Origin of the sequence: Saccharopolyspora erythraea NRRL 2338, from assembly GCF_000062885.1 — a bacterium.
GTDB lineage: Bacteria > Actinomycetota > Actinomycetes > Mycobacteriales > Pseudonocardiaceae > Saccharopolyspora_D > Saccharopolyspora_D erythraea.
The window spans coordinates 6,048,097-6,063,395 of sequence record NC_009142.1 but is presented as its reverse complement, the minus strand read 5'-3'; the positions used below and the strand labels follow the sequence as shown (position 1 = coordinate 6,063,395).

The 15,299-nt window shown below is 69.9% G+C and carries 16 protein-coding genes; 6 read left to right on the top strand and 10 right to left on the bottom strand.

Annotation, left to right across the window (positions count from 1 at the left end; translation table 11 throughout):
• Positions 1 to 214: 214 nt before the first annotated feature.
• The 4 genes from uvrB to SACE_RS38445 all read left to right on the top strand — a co-directional run bounded on the left by uvrB (position 215) and on the right by SACE_RS38445 (position 4,028).
• Positions 215 to 2,368, top strand: coding sequence for an excinuclease ABC subunit UvrB (gene uvrB, locus SACE_RS26170; protein ID WP_009950271.1), 2,154 nt, complete (start codon positions 215 to 217; stop codon positions 2,366 to 2,368).
• Between the two features lie 258 nt (positions 2,369 to 2,626).
• The gene (locus SACE_RS26165; RefSeq protein WP_009950272.1) at positions 2,627 to 3,355 is read left to right on the top strand and encodes a hypothetical protein; all 729 of its coding nucleotides are present in this window, start codon (positions 2,627 to 2,629) and stop codon (positions 3,353 to 3,355) included.
• A gap of 182 nt (positions 3,356 to 3,537) precedes the next feature.
• On the top strand, positions 3,538 to 3,879 hold the full coding sequence (locus tag SACE_RS37955; protein WP_009950274.1) for a helix-turn-helix domain-containing protein: 342 nt from the start codon (positions 3,538 to 3,540) through the stop codon (positions 3,877 to 3,879).
• An 8-nt stretch (positions 3,880 to 3,887) separates the two neighbouring features.
• Positions 3,888 to 4,028 (top strand): SHOCT domain-containing protein, encoded by a 141-nt coding sequence (locus tag SACE_RS38445; RefSeq protein WP_009950275.1) that lies wholly within the window; start codon positions 3,888 to 3,890, stop codon positions 4,026 to 4,028.
• Positions 4,029 to 4,162: 134 nt separating this feature from the next.
• On the opposite strand, the gene SACE_RS26155 is transcribed toward SACE_RS38445, so the two are convergent.
• Positions 4,163 to 4,417, bottom strand: a complete 255-nt coding sequence (locus SACE_RS26155) for a Smr/MutS family protein (protein WP_011874712.1) — start codon at positions 4,415 to 4,417, stop codon at positions 4,163 to 4,165.
• 865 nt (positions 4,418 to 5,282) lie between these two features.
• On the opposite strand from SACE_RS26155, the gene SACE_RS26150 reads away from it, so the two are divergent.
• On the top strand, positions 5,283 to 5,723 hold the full coding sequence (locus tag SACE_RS26150; RefSeq protein WP_009950277.1) for a hypothetical protein: 441 nt from the start codon (positions 5,283 to 5,285) through the stop codon (positions 5,721 to 5,723).
• Between the two features lie 126 nt (positions 5,724 to 5,849).
• Positions 5,850 to 7,196 carry an erythromycin esterase family protein gene (locus tag SACE_RS26145; protein WP_009950278.1) on the top strand — a complete coding sequence of 449 codons (1,347 nt, stop codon included), beginning with the start codon at positions 5,850 to 5,852 and terminating at the stop codon, positions 7,194 to 7,196.
• Here the strand turns inward: SACE_RS26145 and SACE_RS26140 are convergent.
• The 9 genes from SACE_RS26140 to SACE_RS26100 all read right to left on the bottom strand — a co-directional run bounded on the left by SACE_RS26140 (position 7,141) and on the right by SACE_RS26100 (position 15,220).
• Entirely contained in the window at positions 7,141 to 8,322 is a 1,182-nt protein-coding gene (locus SACE_RS26140) for an ABC transporter substrate-binding protein (protein WP_011874711.1), read from the bottom strand. The genes SACE_RS26145 and SACE_RS26140 overlap by 56 nt on opposite strands.
• A gap of 178 nt (positions 8,323 to 8,500) precedes the next feature.
• On the bottom strand, positions 8,501 to 9,094 hold the full coding sequence (locus SACE_RS26135; RefSeq protein ID WP_009950280.1) for a histidine phosphatase family protein: 594 nt from the start codon (positions 9,092 to 9,094) through the stop codon (positions 8,501 to 8,503).
• A gap of 17 nt (positions 9,095 to 9,111) precedes the next feature.
• Positions 9,112 to 9,294 carry a DUF397 domain-containing protein gene (locus SACE_RS26130; RefSeq protein WP_009950281.1) on the bottom strand — a complete coding sequence of 61 codons (183 nt, stop codon included), beginning with the start codon at positions 9,292 to 9,294 and terminating at the stop codon, positions 9,112 to 9,114.
• Complete coding sequence (locus tag SACE_RS26125; protein WP_231849790.1) at positions 9,291 to 10,298, bottom strand: helix-turn-helix domain-containing protein; 1,008 nt, start codon at positions 10,296 to 10,298, stop codon at positions 9,291 to 9,293. Before SACE_RS26125 ends, SACE_RS26130 begins: the two co-directional genes overlap by 4 nt.
• A 29-nt stretch (positions 10,299 to 10,327) precedes the next feature.
• Complete coding sequence (locus SACE_RS26120) at positions 10,328 to 11,509, bottom strand: acyl-CoA dehydrogenase family protein (protein WP_009950283.1); 1,182 nt, start codon at positions 11,507 to 11,509, stop codon at positions 10,328 to 10,330.
• 6 nt (positions 11,510 to 11,515) lie between these two features.
• Positions 11,516 to 12,469, bottom strand: a complete 954-nt coding sequence (locus SACE_RS26115) for a 3-hydroxyacyl-CoA dehydrogenase NAD-binding domain-containing protein (RefSeq protein ID WP_231849788.1) — start codon at positions 12,467 to 12,469, stop codon at positions 11,516 to 11,518.
• Entirely contained in the window at positions 12,466 to 13,221 is a 756-nt protein-coding gene (locus SACE_RS26110) for an acetoacetate decarboxylase (RefSeq protein ID WP_009950286.1), read from the bottom strand. Before SACE_RS26110 ends, SACE_RS26115 begins: the two co-directional genes overlap by 4 nt.
• Positions 13,206 to 13,985: a crotonase/enoyl-CoA hydratase family protein gene (locus SACE_RS26105; RefSeq protein ID WP_009950287.1), complete on the bottom strand. Its 780-nt coding sequence runs from the start codon at positions 13,983 to 13,985 to the stop codon at positions 13,206 to 13,208. Before SACE_RS26105 ends, SACE_RS26110 begins: the two co-directional genes overlap by 16 nt.
• Positions 13,985 to 15,220: a CaiB/BaiF CoA transferase family protein gene (locus SACE_RS26100; protein WP_044547574.1), complete on the bottom strand. Its 1,236-nt coding sequence runs from the start codon at positions 15,218 to 15,220 to the stop codon at positions 13,985 to 13,987. The genes SACE_RS26105 and SACE_RS26100 overlap by 1 nt, the downstream gene beginning before the upstream one ends.
• Between the last annotated feature and the right edge of the window lie 79 nt (positions 15,221 to 15,299).

Sequence of the window (15,299 nt, the reverse complement as noted above, 5' to 3'; positions counted from 1 at the left end):
AAGCCGTTCGGCAGCGGCTCACCGGCAACCAGGGACGCCAGTGCCAACTGCGTTGCGGGAGGCGCGGCGGCGGTCTGTGGCGGCGGTGACCGGTGTGGCGCCTGGGGCGGCGCGGCGGCGACATCGGTGCGGTGTCGGTGCCTGGGGGTAGCGTGGACAACCGACGGCGGCGACGCCGGGAAGTGTCCACCCCCAAGATCTGGTTCGGCAGGCTATGGCTTTCGCGACTGAGCACCCCGTCCTGGCCCACTCCGAGTTCCGCCCCGTGAGCGACATCCCGCGCACGGGCGGGCGCTTCCGCATGGTCAGCGACTACCAGCCCGCGGGCGACCAGCCGCAGGCGATCGACGACCTGGAGCGCCGCATCAACTCGGGCGAGACCGACGTGGTGCTGCTCGGCGCCACCGGTACCGGCAAGTCGGCGACCACCGCGTGGCTGATCGAGCGGGTCCAGCGGCCCACGCTGGTGCTGGAGCCGAACAAGACGCTGGCCGCCCAGTTCGCCAACGAGCTGCGCGGGTTCTTCCCGGACAACGCCGTCGAGTACTTCGTCAGCTACTACGACTACTACCAGCCCGAGGCCTACGTCCCGCAGACCGACACCTACATCGAGAAGGACTCCTCGATCAACGAGGACGTCGAGCGGCTGCGCCACTCCGCGACGTCGAACCTGCTCAGCCGCCGCGACTGCGTGGTGGTCTCGTCGGTGTCGTGCATCTACGGCCTGGGCACGCCGCAGTCGTACCTGGACCGCTCGATCCAGCTGCAGGTGGGCGGGGAGACCGACCGCGACGTGCTGCTGCGGGCGCTGGTCGACGTGCAGTACACGCGCAACGACATCGCGTTCGCCCGCGGCACCTTCCGGGTGCGCGGCGACACCGTCGAGGTCATCCCCGCCTACGAGGAGCTGGCGGTGCGCATCGAGATGTTCGGCGACGAGATCGACCGGCTCTACTACCTGCACCCGCTGACCGGCGAGGTGGTCCGCGAGGTCGACGAGCTGCGCATCTTCCCGGCCACGCACTACGTGGCGGGCCCGGAGCGGATGGAGAAGGCGATCCGCAGCATCGAGGCCGAGCTCGACGAGCAACTCGCCAAGCTGGAGAAGCAGAACAAGCTGCTGGAGGCCCAGCGGCTGCGGATGCGCACCCAGTACGACATCGAGATGATGCGCCAGGTCGGCTTCTGCTCCGGCATCGAGAACTACTCGCGGCACGTCGACGACCGGCCCGCCGGTTCGGCCCCGGCGACCCTGCTCGACTACTTCCCGGACGACTTCCTGCTGATCATCGACGAGTCGCACGTGACCGTCCCGCAGGTCGGCGGCATGTACGAGGGCGACGCCTCCCGCAAGCGGACCCTGGTCGAGCACGGCTTCCGGCTGCCCAGCGCGCTGGACAACCGCCCGCTGACCTGGGAGGAGTTCGCCGACCGGATCGGGCAGACGGTGTACCTGTCGGCGACGCCGGGCCCGTACGAGATGGGGCAGGCCGGCGGCGAGTTCGTCGAGCAGGTCATCCGCCCGACCGGGCTGGTCGACCCGGAGGTCGTGGTCAAGCCGACCGAGGGCCAGATCGACGACCTGGTGCACGAGATCCGCGAGCGCGCCGAGCGCGACGAGCGGGTGCTGGTGACCACGCTGACCAAGAAGATGGCCGAGGACCTCACCGACTACTTCCTCGAGCTCGGCATCCGGGTCCGCTACCTGCACTCCGAGGTCGACACGCTGCGCCGGGTGGAGCTGCTGCGCCAGCTGCGGCTGGGCGAGTACGACGTGCTGGTCGGCATCAACCTGCTGCGCGAGGGCCTGGACCTGCCCGAGGTGTCGCTGGTGTCCATCCTGGACGCCGACAAGGAGGGTTTCCTGCGCTCCGGCACCAGTCTGATCCAGACGATCGGCCGCGCGGCGCGGAACGTCTCCGGGCAGGTGCACATGTACGCCGACCGGATCACCGACTCGATGCGGCACGCCATCGACGAGACGAACCGGCGGCGCGAGAAGCAGATCGCCTACAACGAGGAGAAGGGCATCGACCCGCAGCCGCTGCGGAAGAAGATCGCCGACATCCTCGACCGGGTCTACAGCGAGTCGGAGGACACCGAGGAGGTGGCCGTCGGCGGTTCGGGCCGCAACGTCTCGCGCGGCAAGAAGCCCAGCGGCGAAGCGGTGGGCAGCGCCGGCCTCCTGGAGGACCGCGACATCAAGTCGATGCCGCGCGCCGAGCTGGCCGACCTGGTCCAGCAGCTCAACGACCAGATGATGAGCGCGGCCCGCGACCTGCAGTTCGAGCTGGCGGCGCGCCTGCGCGACGAGATCCAGGACCTGAAGAAGGAACTGCGCGGGATGGACGCCGCCGGCATCGAGTGAGGCGGTCGGCGCCGCCGGCTCCGTCAGCGGCGCACGACTCGGTCGGGACGCCGTTCTCGGTCGGGATGCAGTACTGGATCTGGGCGCCGCGCCGCCGGATCTCCGTGCGCAGCACCGCGCACAACTCCGTGCGGCGCAACCGCGAAGCCGCACTGGGGATCTGGTTGCGGCTTCGGAAGACCCGGTCTGCCGCGGATTCCCCAGCGCTGGGCGGGAACCCGAGCCGCACCGCCCACGTCCTACGCCACGAACGGGATCGTGCGGGAGTGCACGGTCGAGGCGGCGGGTTCGCGGATGGTGGACGACATGGGGTACGGCACTCTGGAGCTCAGCGACTACGAGCGCCGGTACGTCGCGATGCTCGACGAGCTCCGCGGCGCCGGGGAAGTGGACCTCGTGCACGAGGAACTGGGGCCGGTCGCCGACATCGGGGACGCGCAGAACGCGTTCGGGCTGATCGCCGACCAGCACGGGGTGGTGCTGGATCCCGCGCTGCGGCGGCACTTCCTGGGCTTCGAGGTCGTCGGCTGCAAGTGGCGTGCGGGCGACCTGGTGGGCGAGTTCTCGGTGTGCCACCTCGCCGGGGCGATGGCGCAGACGGGCGCCTACCTGGAGACCGAGTTCGCGACCGAGGCGGAATCGCAGGTGTACCAGCACATGCACCCCTTCGACGAACATCCGGTGTCCGGCGACGGCGTGCTCTCGGCGCTGCTCTTCCCGGCCGGTGCCACCTCGCCGGAGGTCTGGTACTTCGACGGCACCAGCGAGCTGTACCGGCTCGACCTCGACTACGGCGGGTACCTCGACGCGCTGCTGGTGACCAAGGGCGTGGTCGGCTGGCAGCTGCTGTTCGCGGACGTCGACCGCGGATGCGACGAGTTCGATCTGGTGGCCGACGACCTGCGGGAAATGCTGGAGGTCTTCCCGCGGATCTTCCCCGGCCACGACTACGAGCCGCTGCGGGACCGGCTGGACGAGCGGGTCTGAGGGGTTCTGAATTCGCTTTTGGACTCGCCTTGCGCAGCGGGTCCGGTGGCGGAACCTCAGGCGCCCTCTGGCTCCGGGATCTTTTTCTGACGTATCACCGCGGGTTCAGGGGGTGGTTGCAACTCAGGGGTCGCTGGAGGCGGCCAGCGAGGCCGCGGGGGTGTCCGCGCCGACTGGGGGAAGTGGTTCCGGCAGGCTGGCGGGGTGATCAGCAACGTGAGAGCGAGATCTCGGGTCGGTATCTGTCGCTGGCGGGGCGGGAGGAGATCGCGATCCTGCACGCCTGGGGGCACGGCCGGGCCGAGATCGCCCGCCGGCTGAAGCGGCATCGCTCGACCATCGGCCGGGAGCTGGACCGCAACACCACCGGCCGTGACGGGTATCGGGCCAGCACCGCCCAGGTGGCCGCCGAACAGCGCGCCAAGCGTTACTGCTCGGCCACCCGGGAGGCTGGGGACCGCCGCACGGCGGTGGCCCCGGCTGGATCATCGGCCTGTTCTTCCTGCTGCTGCTCGCGGGCCTGATCACCGCCGTGGTCTGGCTGGCCGTCCGCGGCTCGCGGCAGCGCGACCGCTCCGGCGCCCAGCGCGCCAAGGACGTTCTCGCCGACCGCTACGCCAGAGGCGAGATCAGCACGAAGGAGTACCGGGAGCGGCTCGACCAACTGGGCTGACACGGTCGGGCGCGGCCGCTGCGAACGGCCGCGCCCGGCGGCACCGGTTGGGCGTCGGGTTCGGCGGGTAGCTTGGGCGCGGAGGTGTTTGGGCACCAGACCCCGCCCCGGCCGCGGATCTGGGACCTGGCCGCCTACCTCAAGTGCACCAGCACCATCCCGTCGTTGCCGGGGGCCACCTCCACCCGCCGGTACAGCTTCTTGATGTGGGGCTGCTTGAGCATCGCGAGAACGCGGTTCTTGAGCTTGCCGGAACCCTTGCCTGGAATGATCTCGACGAGCGGGACGTTCTCGCCGGCCGCGCGGAAGATCACGTTGCGCACCGCGTTGTCGATGTCCCTGTCGCTGCGGAAGATCGGGTGAAGATCCACGGTCAGCTTCGCCGGCATCGCGTTCTCCTTGATGTGATTCACTGACTTTACTCCCGCTGGACCCAAGCACGAAGCGAGCGAGGACCCAAGCCCTGTGCACGGATCGAGCGCGAACGCGCTGGGAAGCGTGCCCGTAAAGGACGCTCGGTCTGCCCTACGCCGAAGACCTCGCGGGCCGCTTTGCCGAGCGAGACACCTACAGCTTGGAATCTATCCTAAAAGGACCAGCGGGCGCTCATGCGGCGCTGTCCGATCCGGTCCTTCACGGTGGCGGGCGATCTCGCGCGACGCCGGCCGCATGATCGGGCAGAGGTGTTGCCCGGAATTGCCCTAGCGGCCACGGCGGCCTCGCCCGGTGGCAGGGGTGGAACAGCTGAATCAGCTGGCCGGTACCCGTCGCTGGAGTCACGTGTGATCAGGAATCGAAGCAGAGCCCGGCGGGGATGGCTTCCGCCGGGCTCGGTCCCGCTTGGGCGAGCCCGGGTGTGGCTTCCGCCCAAGGCGGACGGGCGGATGCGGACGCCCGACGAAAAGAGCCCCCGCACTGCTCGTGGTGGGTGGACATTTCTATCGCCGTCGGAGGGCCGGTCGTTGCGCGGCGGGCCGGGATTGCTCTTCGCCGGACCGGAAACAACTCGTTCGTCCGCATCGTCGTGCCGTCCAGCGCACCGAACGTGATCGGCGAACCCGTGTGACGCAGCGGAACTGCTCCATCGGAGCGCCACCGCGCTACCTTCGGGTGTTCCTGCTCTTCGCCGCTATTCCTTTTCCCGGAACTGAGTAATCTCATCCCTGCCCTGGGGGTCAGGGTGAGAAGAAATCGGTCACCATTCATGGTGGTCGCGTGGAAACACGGGGGTTTTGAATGAGGAGAAGAATCACGGTGTGCGCTGCCGCCTTCGGCCTGGTGCTGGGATGGACGGGGCTCGCCCATGCGACTCCGGCGACCGGCGAGGTGCGGGCAGCCGCGCCGAGCGCCACCGTCTCGGTGCTGTCCGGCGACGGTGACGCCGTCACGGCGGCGGAGTGCTACTACCCCGTCTACTCCGGGGACGGCGGCGCGATGGTGTGCTTCAACCCCACCGGGGAACACCTCTACATCTGCGACAATGCCTCGGACGGGCACCACCCGGTCGCCCGCTACTACCGCAGCGACAGTTCCGGGCTGAAGACCAAGCACGCCGACGTCGGGTTCGGCACCTGCCTGGACCACAACCTCTCCATTCCCGACTCGGGCTGGATCAATTACCAGGCGTGCAACTACGAAGGCAGCACCCAGCTCAGTTGCGGTTCTTTCTCCGGCCGGATTTCAGCGAACGGCTGATTCGGTCACGGTTTCCGAATGATGTTCCCGGGGCGGTGTGCGCCGTCCCGGGAACACCGGTCGGGTGTTGACTTCGAGTCCGCTGGAGCTCCTACCGTCGGCGCACCGGCAGCAGAGGAGGAACCCGTGACCGACCACTCCAGCCCACTCGACCACCCCGCCCCACTCGACCACCCCGCCCCACTCGACCACCCCGCCCCGCTCGACCATCCCGCCCCGCTCGACCGCGCCGCGGTCGCGCGCTGGGTCGGCGAGCGCGCCCACCCCATCAGCACCGGCACTTCGGACGTCGACCCGCTCAGCGACCTGGAACCGTTGCGCGGCATCGTCGGCGATGCCCAGGTCGTCGGCATCGGCGAGGCGACGCGGTTCGCCCACGAGCTGTTCGCGGTCAAGTTCCGCCTGCTGAGGTTCCTGGTCGAACGCATGGGTTTCCGCGCGCTGGTGATCGAGGAGGACTGGACGAAGGCCCAGCAGTTCGACCACCACATCCGCACCGGCGAAGGCGATGTCCGAGCGCTGCTCGACGACGCTTGGGGCGTGTGGCGCACCGAGGAGTTCGTGTCCGCGCTGGCGTGGCTGCGAGCCTACAACCGCGACCACCCCGGCGATCCCGTCCGTCTCGTCGGCATCGACTACGCGCGCGTGCGCGCCGACGCCTACGACGCGGTGCTCGTCCACGTGCGCCGGCACAGCCCGGACTCCGCCGAAGCGGAGCGGCACTACGCCGAGCTGCGGCCGAACGGCGCTGTCGCCGACCACGTCGAGTGGGTCCGTTCCCATCACGACCGGGCGGGACTGCTGGCGCGCGCCCGCCGGGTCCACCAGATCGTCAGCGCGCTGCCCGCGCACGAAGGGCAGGCCGAGGCCGAGTGGAACGCCCGCATCGTCGCCGGTTTCTTCGCCTACCACGCGGGAGAGCACGACAGCACTCTGATGGCCGACGGCATCATCCGCTGGCACGAGGTGACCGGCGCGCGCATCGTCTACTGGGGAGGGACGGGGCACTCCGCGGTGCACCGCCCGCAGGGAGCCACGCGCACCGCGGTGACCGACGGCACCTACCTCGGCGACCACTTCGGCGCCGAGTACGTTTCGGTCGCGCTGACCTTCGACCACGGCAGCCTGCTGTGGGAGGTGGTGCCGGCCTCGCCGGTGCTGGCCGAGTCGGTCTTCGCCGAGATCGACCAGGACGCGTTCGTGCTGGACCTGCGCGGCCCCGTGCCGAGCGAGGTCCGGCGCTGGCGCGACCTGCCGACCCGCACGCGCGTCATCGGCCCGCGCTACGACGCCGCCGCCGACGCCGACCACAGCCTGTCCGGCTGCGCGTTCGGCACCTGGTTCGACGCCGTGGTCCACATCCGGGAGGTCACGGCGGTCCGGTTCATCGAAGAACCCGCGCGTGCGGCACAGCGCGTCAGCGGAGGAGTTCGAGGTCGGCCTCGACCCGGAGACCGGGGACGCCGGAGCTGACGATCGCGAGGTCGTGGGGATGGTGGTGCGTACCCGGCTGCCACTGCCCTCCGGCCAGCGGGATGGTCGCGACGTTGGGGACCGGTCCCCGCGTCCAGTCCAGGACGCCGGCGATCGTCTCCAGCCGGGTCGTGCTGATCGCCTCGGCCACCGAGCCCCGTTCGGTGGGGTCGGAGGCGGTCGACAGGGCGTGCGCGGCGACCTCGAAGAGGGCGTAGGCCAGGCCGAGCGGCTGGAGCCACTGGTTCCCGGTCTGCCGCTCGTACGCCTGGACCAGCCCGTCCGGGCGCATGCCGTCGATCGACGAGCGGTACGGGTGGCGCGGCGTCCAGTAGACCAGGGTCGCCACCTTCGCCTCGGCCAGGTCCGGGCCGCTCGGGTAGGCCAGCCAGCGCGAGCAGGTGATCAGCCGAGGGAACAGGCCGCTCTCAGCCGCCTGCTTCCGGAACAACGCGAGATCGGCGGCGGTGGCGGTGCTGGTGATGACTTCCACCCCGGAGGAACGGAATCGCGCGATCTGGTCGTCGAAATCCGTAGCGGGTTCGTGGTATGCGGGCGCATCGACCAGTTCGTGGCCCCGCGCTTCGGCGACCGGGAGGAACCCGTGTTCGCGGTGGCGTGACCAGTTGCCCTGTTGGTCGTCGTTCCACAGCGCGCCGACTTCCACCTCGGGACCCACTCGTTGCCACATATCGGCGAATATCCCGGCGATGTCGCCGAGCCCCCAGCAGAAGTGGTACGTCCACCGGAACGGCCGGTCGGCGGTCGCGCCGCGCCCGTAGTAGTAGACCTGCCACGGGAAGGTGCTCGACACGCACGGCACGCCCAGTTCCTCGCAGGTGTCGGCCACCGCGGGCAACACCTGCGTACCTGCGAGCGTCACGACGACGGCGGCGCCTTCGTCCTGGACCAGTTCCCTGGTCGCGGTGCGCGCGGCGGTGGGTTCGGAACGGCTGTCCCGGCTCACGAGCCGGACCTCGTACTGGCGACCGGAGTTGGTGATCCGACGCAGCTTCGGCGCGAGCAGGTCCATCGCGAACTGCAGCGGGTCACCCAGCTTCGACAGCCGCCCGGTGCGCGCGACGACGACACCGGTGGTGAGTTTCCTGCCACGGCTTTCCGACATCCGCTCCGCCTTCCGTCCGGCGCGGCGATCCGCCGGCGCGACCATGTCTTCACGCTAGCGAGCGCGGCACCGCCCGGCGATCACAGCGAACGACGTCCACTCGGCCGAGCGAACAGGCGTTCAGAACCGGCGCAGGAGGCGGTGAAGGCGAGGGCTGGCCGTCGGGGTCGCGTCCGGGTCACGGGCGCAGCTCCGCGGGGAACCCGGTCCACCGCAGGGTCTCCGGAAGATGGCTCAGGTCGTTGAAGCACAACAGGGATGGAGGCCGGCCGGGGTGGTAGCGGATGATGGTGAGCGAGCAGTTCGCCGCGTTCAGGCCCATCCAACGCCAGTCCGGCGCGTCGAGGGCGTGCCGGACGAACCAGCCGATGACGAAGGCGTGCGTGACCAGCAGCTCGTGGCTGTCGGACTCGGCCTCGCCGGTGAAAAGCCGGATCGCGGCTTCGGCAAGCGAAGCGCCCCGCTCCAGTTCGACCGCCGGTTGGGCGTTGATGAACTCCCGATATGCGGCCGGAAGCTCAACGCCGTCCGTTACCGGAGGCACGTGGTCACCGAGCGCTTCCGACACCGTGACCGCAACGTTCGGGACCTTCTCGGCGACCAGCTTCGCGGTCTCGACGGCGCGCGGCCACGGGCTGTGGTGGATCGCGGAGAGAGGGACGTCGCGCAGGCGTTCGCCGAGCAGCGCGGCCTGGGCGCGGCCTGCTTCGCTCAGCGAGTCGCCGGCCGGGGCATCTCCGTGTCGTGCGAGGTAGAGGGTGCGAGACGCCATCGAAGGCCGTCCCTGGTTCAGAGCCGACGCAGGAAGGCGGTGAAGGCAGTGGGGGTGAAGACGAGGGCGGGGCCGTCGGGGTCCTTGGAGTCCCGGACGGCAACGGCCTCGGGCACCCGGGCGACCTCGACGCAGTTGATGTTGCTGCCGCTGTAGCTGCTCTTTTGCCAGGTCAGGGTGTGCGCATCGATGGTGGTCATGTGCCGGTCGCCTCCGAGTCCAGCCGTCGAGCCAGGTCCGTCATCAACTGTACCGACTGCCGTTCGTCCAGAGCCCGTTCTGACAAGGTGCGGAGAGCGGACTCGTACCGCTCTATCTCGATGCGGTCCTCCAGGAATATGCACGAGGTCAGGGTTTCCGCGAAGATGACCGGCGACCGGCCTGAGCGTCGTAGGACCGTGAACGCTCCCTCGATCCCAGGGTGCGCGAGCCCGTCGTTCGGCACGACGCGGACGTTGATGTTGGGCAGCGTGCTCGCCTCGACCAGGAACTCGAGTTGGCGACGCAGTACGTCACCGCCGCCGATGCGCCGGTGCAACACGAGTTCGTCGAGTATGGCGAGCAATCGCGGTGGTCGCTCCCGCCGGAGCACCTTGTGCCGGTGGAGCCGTGTGACCATGCGTGCCTCGATCTCGGACTCGGGCTTCACGCCAACGCCCTGCATGATCGCCCGGGTGTACTCACCTGTCTGGAGCAGTCCCGGCACCACGATCGCCTCGAAGTTGACGATGCTGTCGGCTTTCGCCTCCAGCGACACGAGTGTTCGTTGCCGTTCCGCGAAGCCCGGGTGGTTGCGCTGCCACCAGCCTCGGCGTTCGGACTCCCTTGCCAGAGCGAGGAGCTCCCTGCGCTTCTCGCCGGTCACGCCGTAAAGCACCAGCAGGCCGGAGACGTCTTCGGCCGACGGGGCGCTGATGCCGGTTTCGATGCGGCTGAGCTTGCTGCCGGAGGCGTCGATGCGCCTGGCCGCGTCGACGAGGCTGAGGGTGTTGGCCTCGCGCAGCGCGCGGAGTTCGTCGCCGAGTTCCTGGCTGCGGACCGTTGGGTCGGACTGCGTCATGGGGTTCCCCCGGGGTTCGAGTGGAGGCGCCATGATCCCGGCGCCGAGGTGCGCGAAACAGCCGGGCGCGCCGGTGTTCGCGCACAACCACCCCAACGCTCGACGTTTTGCCCTCGGTGCAAACGAAAGGCGGGCCGCCGGCACTGCCGACGGCCCGCCCTTCGCTTCCAGGATCAGGCGAAGGCGCTGATGCCGGTGATGGACTTGCCGACGATGAGAGTGTTCATCTCCCGCGAGCCTTCGAAGGAGTACACCGCCTCGGCGTCGGAGAAGAACTTCGCGATCTCGTGGTCGAGCACGATCCCGTTGCCTCCGAACAGCTCCCGCGCCCAGGACACCACCTCGCGCATGCGGGTCGTGGTGAACGCCTTGGCCAGCGCGGCCTGGTCGGCGCCCGCGGTGCCCTGCTCGGTGAGCTGCGCCAGGCGCACCACCACGCCGAACATGGCCGTGACGTTGCCGAGCATCTTCACCAGCAGGTCCTGGATCATCTGGAACGACGCGATGGGCTTGCCGAACTGCACGCGCTCCACCGCGTACTCGCGCGCCAGCTCGTAGGCGCGCATCGCCACGCCGACGGCCTGCCAGGCCACGCCGCCGCGGGTCTTGGCCAGCACGCGCGCGGTGTCGCGGAAGCTGTTGATGCCCTGCAGCCGGTTGGCCTCCGGCACGCGCACGCCGTCCAGGACGATGTCGGCGTTCTGCACGGTGCGCAGCGCGATCTTGCCCTCGATCTTGGTTGCGGTGAAGCCGGGCGTGCCCTTCTCGACCACGAAGCCCTTGACGTTGCCGTCGGCCTCGTCGCGCGCCCACACCACGACCAGGTCGGCGAAGGTGCCGTTGCCGATCCAGCGCTTGGCGCCGTCGAGCACCCACTCGTCGCCCTCGCGCCGCGCGGTGGTGCGCATGCCGCCCGCGACGTCGGAGCCGCCTTCGGGCTCGGTGAGGGCGAACGCGCCGATCTTGTTCATCGCGACCATGTCCGGCATCCAGCGGTCCCGCTGCTCCTGGTCGCCACCGCCGTGGATGCTGCCCATCGCCAGTCCGCTGTGGACACCCGAGAACACCGCGAGGGACGGGTCGACCCGGTTCAGCTCGACGCTGAGGAACCCGGTGAACAGCGCGCTGCGCGGCTTTCCGTCGCCGTAGTCGGGGTACTGGACGCCCGCGACGCCGAGCTTGGCGAACTTCTCGATCGCCTCGGCGGGGAACTCCGCGTTCGCCCACGCCTCGTTGGCGATCGGCTTGATCTCACGCTCCAGGTACTCGCGGATCTCGGCCAGCTCGGCGCGCTCGGACTCGGAGAGCAGCTCGGCGAAGCCGAAGAAGTCGGGGTTGGGGTTCACCTTGGCCATTTCTGATCAGTCACCTTCGATCTGGGAAATCGTGTTGATGGCGTTCTGCTTGCGGTCGCGGATGCGCGCGCGGGTGCGGTAGGCATCGGGGCCGGCGCCGTAGGCGTCCTCGGTCTGCTCGACCACCAGGGCGATGTCCGACGGGGTCGGCTCGGGCTGCCCGAGCTCCTTCCAGCGCTCGGCCATCCCGGCGCCGAGGTGGCGCATCATGTGCCGGATGCCACCGGGACCGCCGCCGAGGTGGAAGCTCTCGAACGGCCCGACCGCGGCGTAGCGTCCGCCCAGCGACGACTTCATGACGGTGTCGAGCTCGTCGGCGCGCACCACGCCTTCCAGGACCAGGTGGGTCGCCTCGCGCATCACCGCGCTCTGCAGCCGGTTGGCGACGAAGCCCGGCACCTCCTTGCGCAGCCGCACCGGCGTCTTGCCCAGGGCGGTGTAGAAGGCGGTCGCCGCCTCGGTCACCCGCTCCTCGGTGCGCTCGCCGGGGACGATCTCCACCAGCGGCACCACCTGCGGTGGGTTGAACGGGTGCGCGATGAGCAGCCGTCCCGCGACGTCGTCGGGCAGGTGTTCGGCGATGGCGCTGGCGACGATGCCGGAGCTGGACGATGCGAGCACCGCGCGCGGGGGCGCGTGACGGGCGATGTCGGCGAAGAGATCCTGCTTGAACTCCAGGCGCTCCGGCCCGTTCTCCTGCACCAGGTCGGCGTCGGAGACCGCGTCGGCGAGGCTGTCGGCGATCTCGATGCCGGCGAGCAGCTGGTCGGGATCGCGCCCCATGCTCTCGGCCAGCAGCGGCATCGCGTCGCCGACGACGGAGGCGAGGTCGTCGCGCGGGTCGGTGATGCGGACCTCCAGGCCGTGCGCGGAGAACAGCGCCGCCCAACCCAGCCCGATGGTGCCCGCACCGACCACCGCGATCGTGTTGCTACCTCCGGGATTCCACTCAGGACTCATGACCATTCCAGGTAGTCGTGGACGGGAACCGCACCGCCGAGGGTGAGGTCGGTGACGATGTGGCTGGCCGAAACGACTTCCCGCACCGGCAGGTCGGCCAGCGGAGCCAGCACGTGCTCGAAGAGCTGCAAGCGAGCCGGACCGGTGTAGGACTCCTTGACCACGATGTCGGTGATCTGGCTGCGCACCAGCTCGCAGACCCTCGGCTCGCCGCCGTAGCCCGGCACGATCTTGAGCATGAACGTGGGCACCGTGATCCGCGTCCGGGCCTCGTCGGCGTCGAGCGGATGGTGCTTGTAGCCCATGGTCGCGTTGGCCACGCGCAGGCTCCCGACGTCGACGGTGCCGACCAGCGCGGCGCCGTCGGCGTACAGCGCCGGCTTTCCCATCACCTTGGGGTATGCGCTGATCTCGCGGCCGGCGGCCGTGGCGGGGAAGTTGTCGAGGTACATGGCGTGCAGGTACTCGCCGCGCTCGTCGCCCAGCCGCACCGGGATCGCCTGCCCCGCCTCGACGTAGGGCCCGAACGAGGTGACGTCGCCCATCTTCATGATCTCGAACCGCACCAGCGGCTCGTCGATCTCCAGCGGTTCGGGCACCGCGGCCCGCAGCGCGTCGGCATCGGTGCGGTAGACGATGTTGAGGTACTCGCGGTCGGTGAAACGCGCCGCCACCGGCGCGTAGGCCGGACTGGTCAGCGGTGTGCTCACGCTGCGCAGGATCTGCTCGCGGTCCATCAGCGTCCCGTCCATTCCGGACTCCGCTTCTCACCGAACGCGCGGACGCCCTCGGCGAAGTCGTCCGAGCGCACGAGTGCCGCGATCTCCTTGTGCTGCTTGGCGAACGCTTCCTGCTCGGGCGCGGCCCCGGCCTCGCGGACGATGCGCTTGACCGCCGCCAGCGCCAGCGGCGCGTTGCGGCTCAGCTCGTCGGCCACCGCGAGCGCGGCGTCCAGCGCGGTGCCCTCCGGCACGACGTCGTTGGCCAGACCCAGCGCGTGGGCGCGTTCGGCGGTGATCGTGCGCCCGGTCAGCAGCAGCTCCATCGCCACGTGGTGCGGAATCCGCTTCGGCAGCCGGATCACGCCGCCACCGCCCGCGATCAGGCCCCGCTTGACCTCCGGCAGCGCGAAGCGCGCGGTATCAGCGGCGACGACGAGGTCGCACGCCAGCGCCAGCTCGAAACCGCCGCCGAACGCGAAGCCCTCGACCGCCGCGATCAGCGGCTTGGCCGTCTCGGCCTCGGTGATCCCGGCGAAGCCCTTGCCCGCGACGCTGACCGACTCGCCGCGCGCGGCGGCCTTGAGGTCCATGCCCGCGCTGAACGTGCCTTCCGCGCCGGTGAGCACGCCCACCCGCAGCGCCGGGTCGGCGTCGAGCTCGTCGACCGCCGCGGCGATGCCCTCGGCCACCTCGGCGTTGACGGCGTTGCGCGCCTTCGGGCGGTTGATGGTGATCACGAGTGCGTCGCCGCGGGTCTCGGTGCGCACCGCCGTGTCGGGAAGTGCGGTGGTCATCACTGCTCCTCGTGGGCGTCTGAGTTCGCTTCGGTGCTCGCGGAGTGCCTGGCGAGCTCGGCCAGGACCTCCTCGGTGTGCTGGCCGGGCAGCGGGGCGTGCCTGCGGACCGAGGCAGGGGTGGCGGAGAAGGACATCGGCACACCGATCACGCGGTAGGCGCCCTCGCTGGGGTGCTCGGCGACGTCGAGCAGCCCGCCCTCGCGCACGTAGGGGTCGGTCGCGGCCTCGTCGAGCCGCAGCACCGGGCCGACCGGGATGCTGTGCTTGGCGCACACCTCGATCCACTCCGCGGTGGTGAGCTCGGGCGTGACCTCCTCGATCATCCGCGTGATCGCCTCGCCGTGGCTGCGCGCGTCCAGGAACTCGCCGTTGACCCGCGGGTCCTCGGCCAGGTCCGGGCGGCCGGCGGCGTGGAAGAGGTCGCGGCAGTTCTGCGGGGTGTAGGGGATGATCATCGCCAGTCCGTCCTTGGTCGGACGGGCCCGGTGGCCCTTCATCAGCGACTGCGGGAAGCCGGTCGGGCCCATCGCGGGCTCGAACGTCCGCCCCTGCAGGTGCTCGACGAGGTTGAACGACAGCAGCGTGTCGGCCATCGGGACCTCGACCAGCTGGCCCTGCCCGGTCGCCCGCTGGTGCACCAGAGCGGCCAGCGCGGAGTAGGCGATGGTGAGGGCCGCCACCTTGTCGGCGAAGATGCTCGGCAGCACCGCCGGCGTGCCGATGTCGCCGGCGCGCTGGGCGAGGTCGAGCAGCCCGGAGGCGGCCTGCACGGTCTCGTCGTAGGCGGCCAGCTCGGCCCGGTCGGAGTCGGGGCGGAAGCCCTGCGCGTGGGCGTAGACCAGGCGCGGGTTGGCCTCGGCGAGGGCCGCGTAGTCCATGCCCAGGCGTTGCAGGGCGCCGATGCGCATGTTCGTGATGAGGATGTCGGCCTCACCGATGAGCTCCAGCGCCCGCGCGCGGCCGTCGTCGTCCTTGAGGTCGAGCTCGACGCTGCGCTTGTTGCGGTTGACGTTGAGGTTCAGCGGGGTCATGCCGGGTGTGCGGTGCAGCGTGCCGTAGCGGACGGTGTCGCGGGGCGACTCGATCTTGATCACGTCGGCGCCGAGGTCACCCAGGATCTGGGCCGCGTAGGGCCCCATCACCACGGTCGCCATGTCGATGACGCGGACACCCGCAAGCGGGCCCGTCCTGTTCCCGGTGGCGCTCGTCACGGAATTCGTGGGCGCGGTCATCACCACTCCTGATTCGAAGAGAAAGGCGCGGCGTCTGCTTTTCGCGGCGCTTGTTTGGCTCGCTAACGACGCTAGTGAT

Excerpts from the sequence above, each read along its gene's own strand:
- uvrB (WP_009950271.1), top strand. The coding sequence starts at position 215 with ATGGCTTTCGCGACTGAGCACCCCGTCCTGGCCCACTCCGAGTTCCGC.
- SACE_RS26155 (WP_011874712.1), bottom strand. The coding sequence starts at position 4,417 with ATGCCGGCGAAGCTGACCGTGGATCTTCACCCGATCTTCCGCAGCGAC.
- SACE_RS26140 (WP_011874711.1), bottom strand. The coding sequence starts at position 8,322 with ATGTCGGAAAGCCGTGGCAGGAAACTCACCACCGGTGTCGTCGTCGCG.
- SACE_RS26135 (WP_009950280.1), bottom strand. The coding sequence starts at position 9,094 with ATGGCGTCTCGCACCCTCTACCTCGCACGACACGGAGATGCCCCGGCC.
- SACE_RS26130 (WP_009950281.1), bottom strand. The coding sequence starts at position 9,294 with ATGACCACCATCGATGCGCACACCCTGACCTGGCAAAAGAGCAGCTAC.
- SACE_RS26120 (WP_009950283.1), bottom strand. The coding sequence starts at position 11,509 with ATGGCCAAGGTGAACCCCAACCCCGACTTCTTCGGCTTCGCCGAGCTG.
- SACE_RS26115 (WP_231849788.1), bottom strand. The coding sequence starts at position 12,469 with ATGAGTCCTGAGTGGAATCCCGGAGGTAGCAACACGATCGCGGTGGTC.
- SACE_RS26110 (WP_009950286.1), bottom strand. The coding sequence starts at position 13,221 with ATGGACGGGACGCTGATGGACCGCGAGCAGATCCTGCGCAGCGTGAGC.
- SACE_RS26105 (WP_009950287.1), bottom strand. The coding sequence starts at position 13,985 with ATGACCACCGCACTTCCCGACACGGCGGTGCGCACCGAGACCCGCGGC.
- SACE_RS26100 (WP_044547574.1), bottom strand. The coding sequence starts at position 15,220 with ATGACCGCGCCCACGAATTCCGTGACGAGCGCCACCGGGAACAGGACG.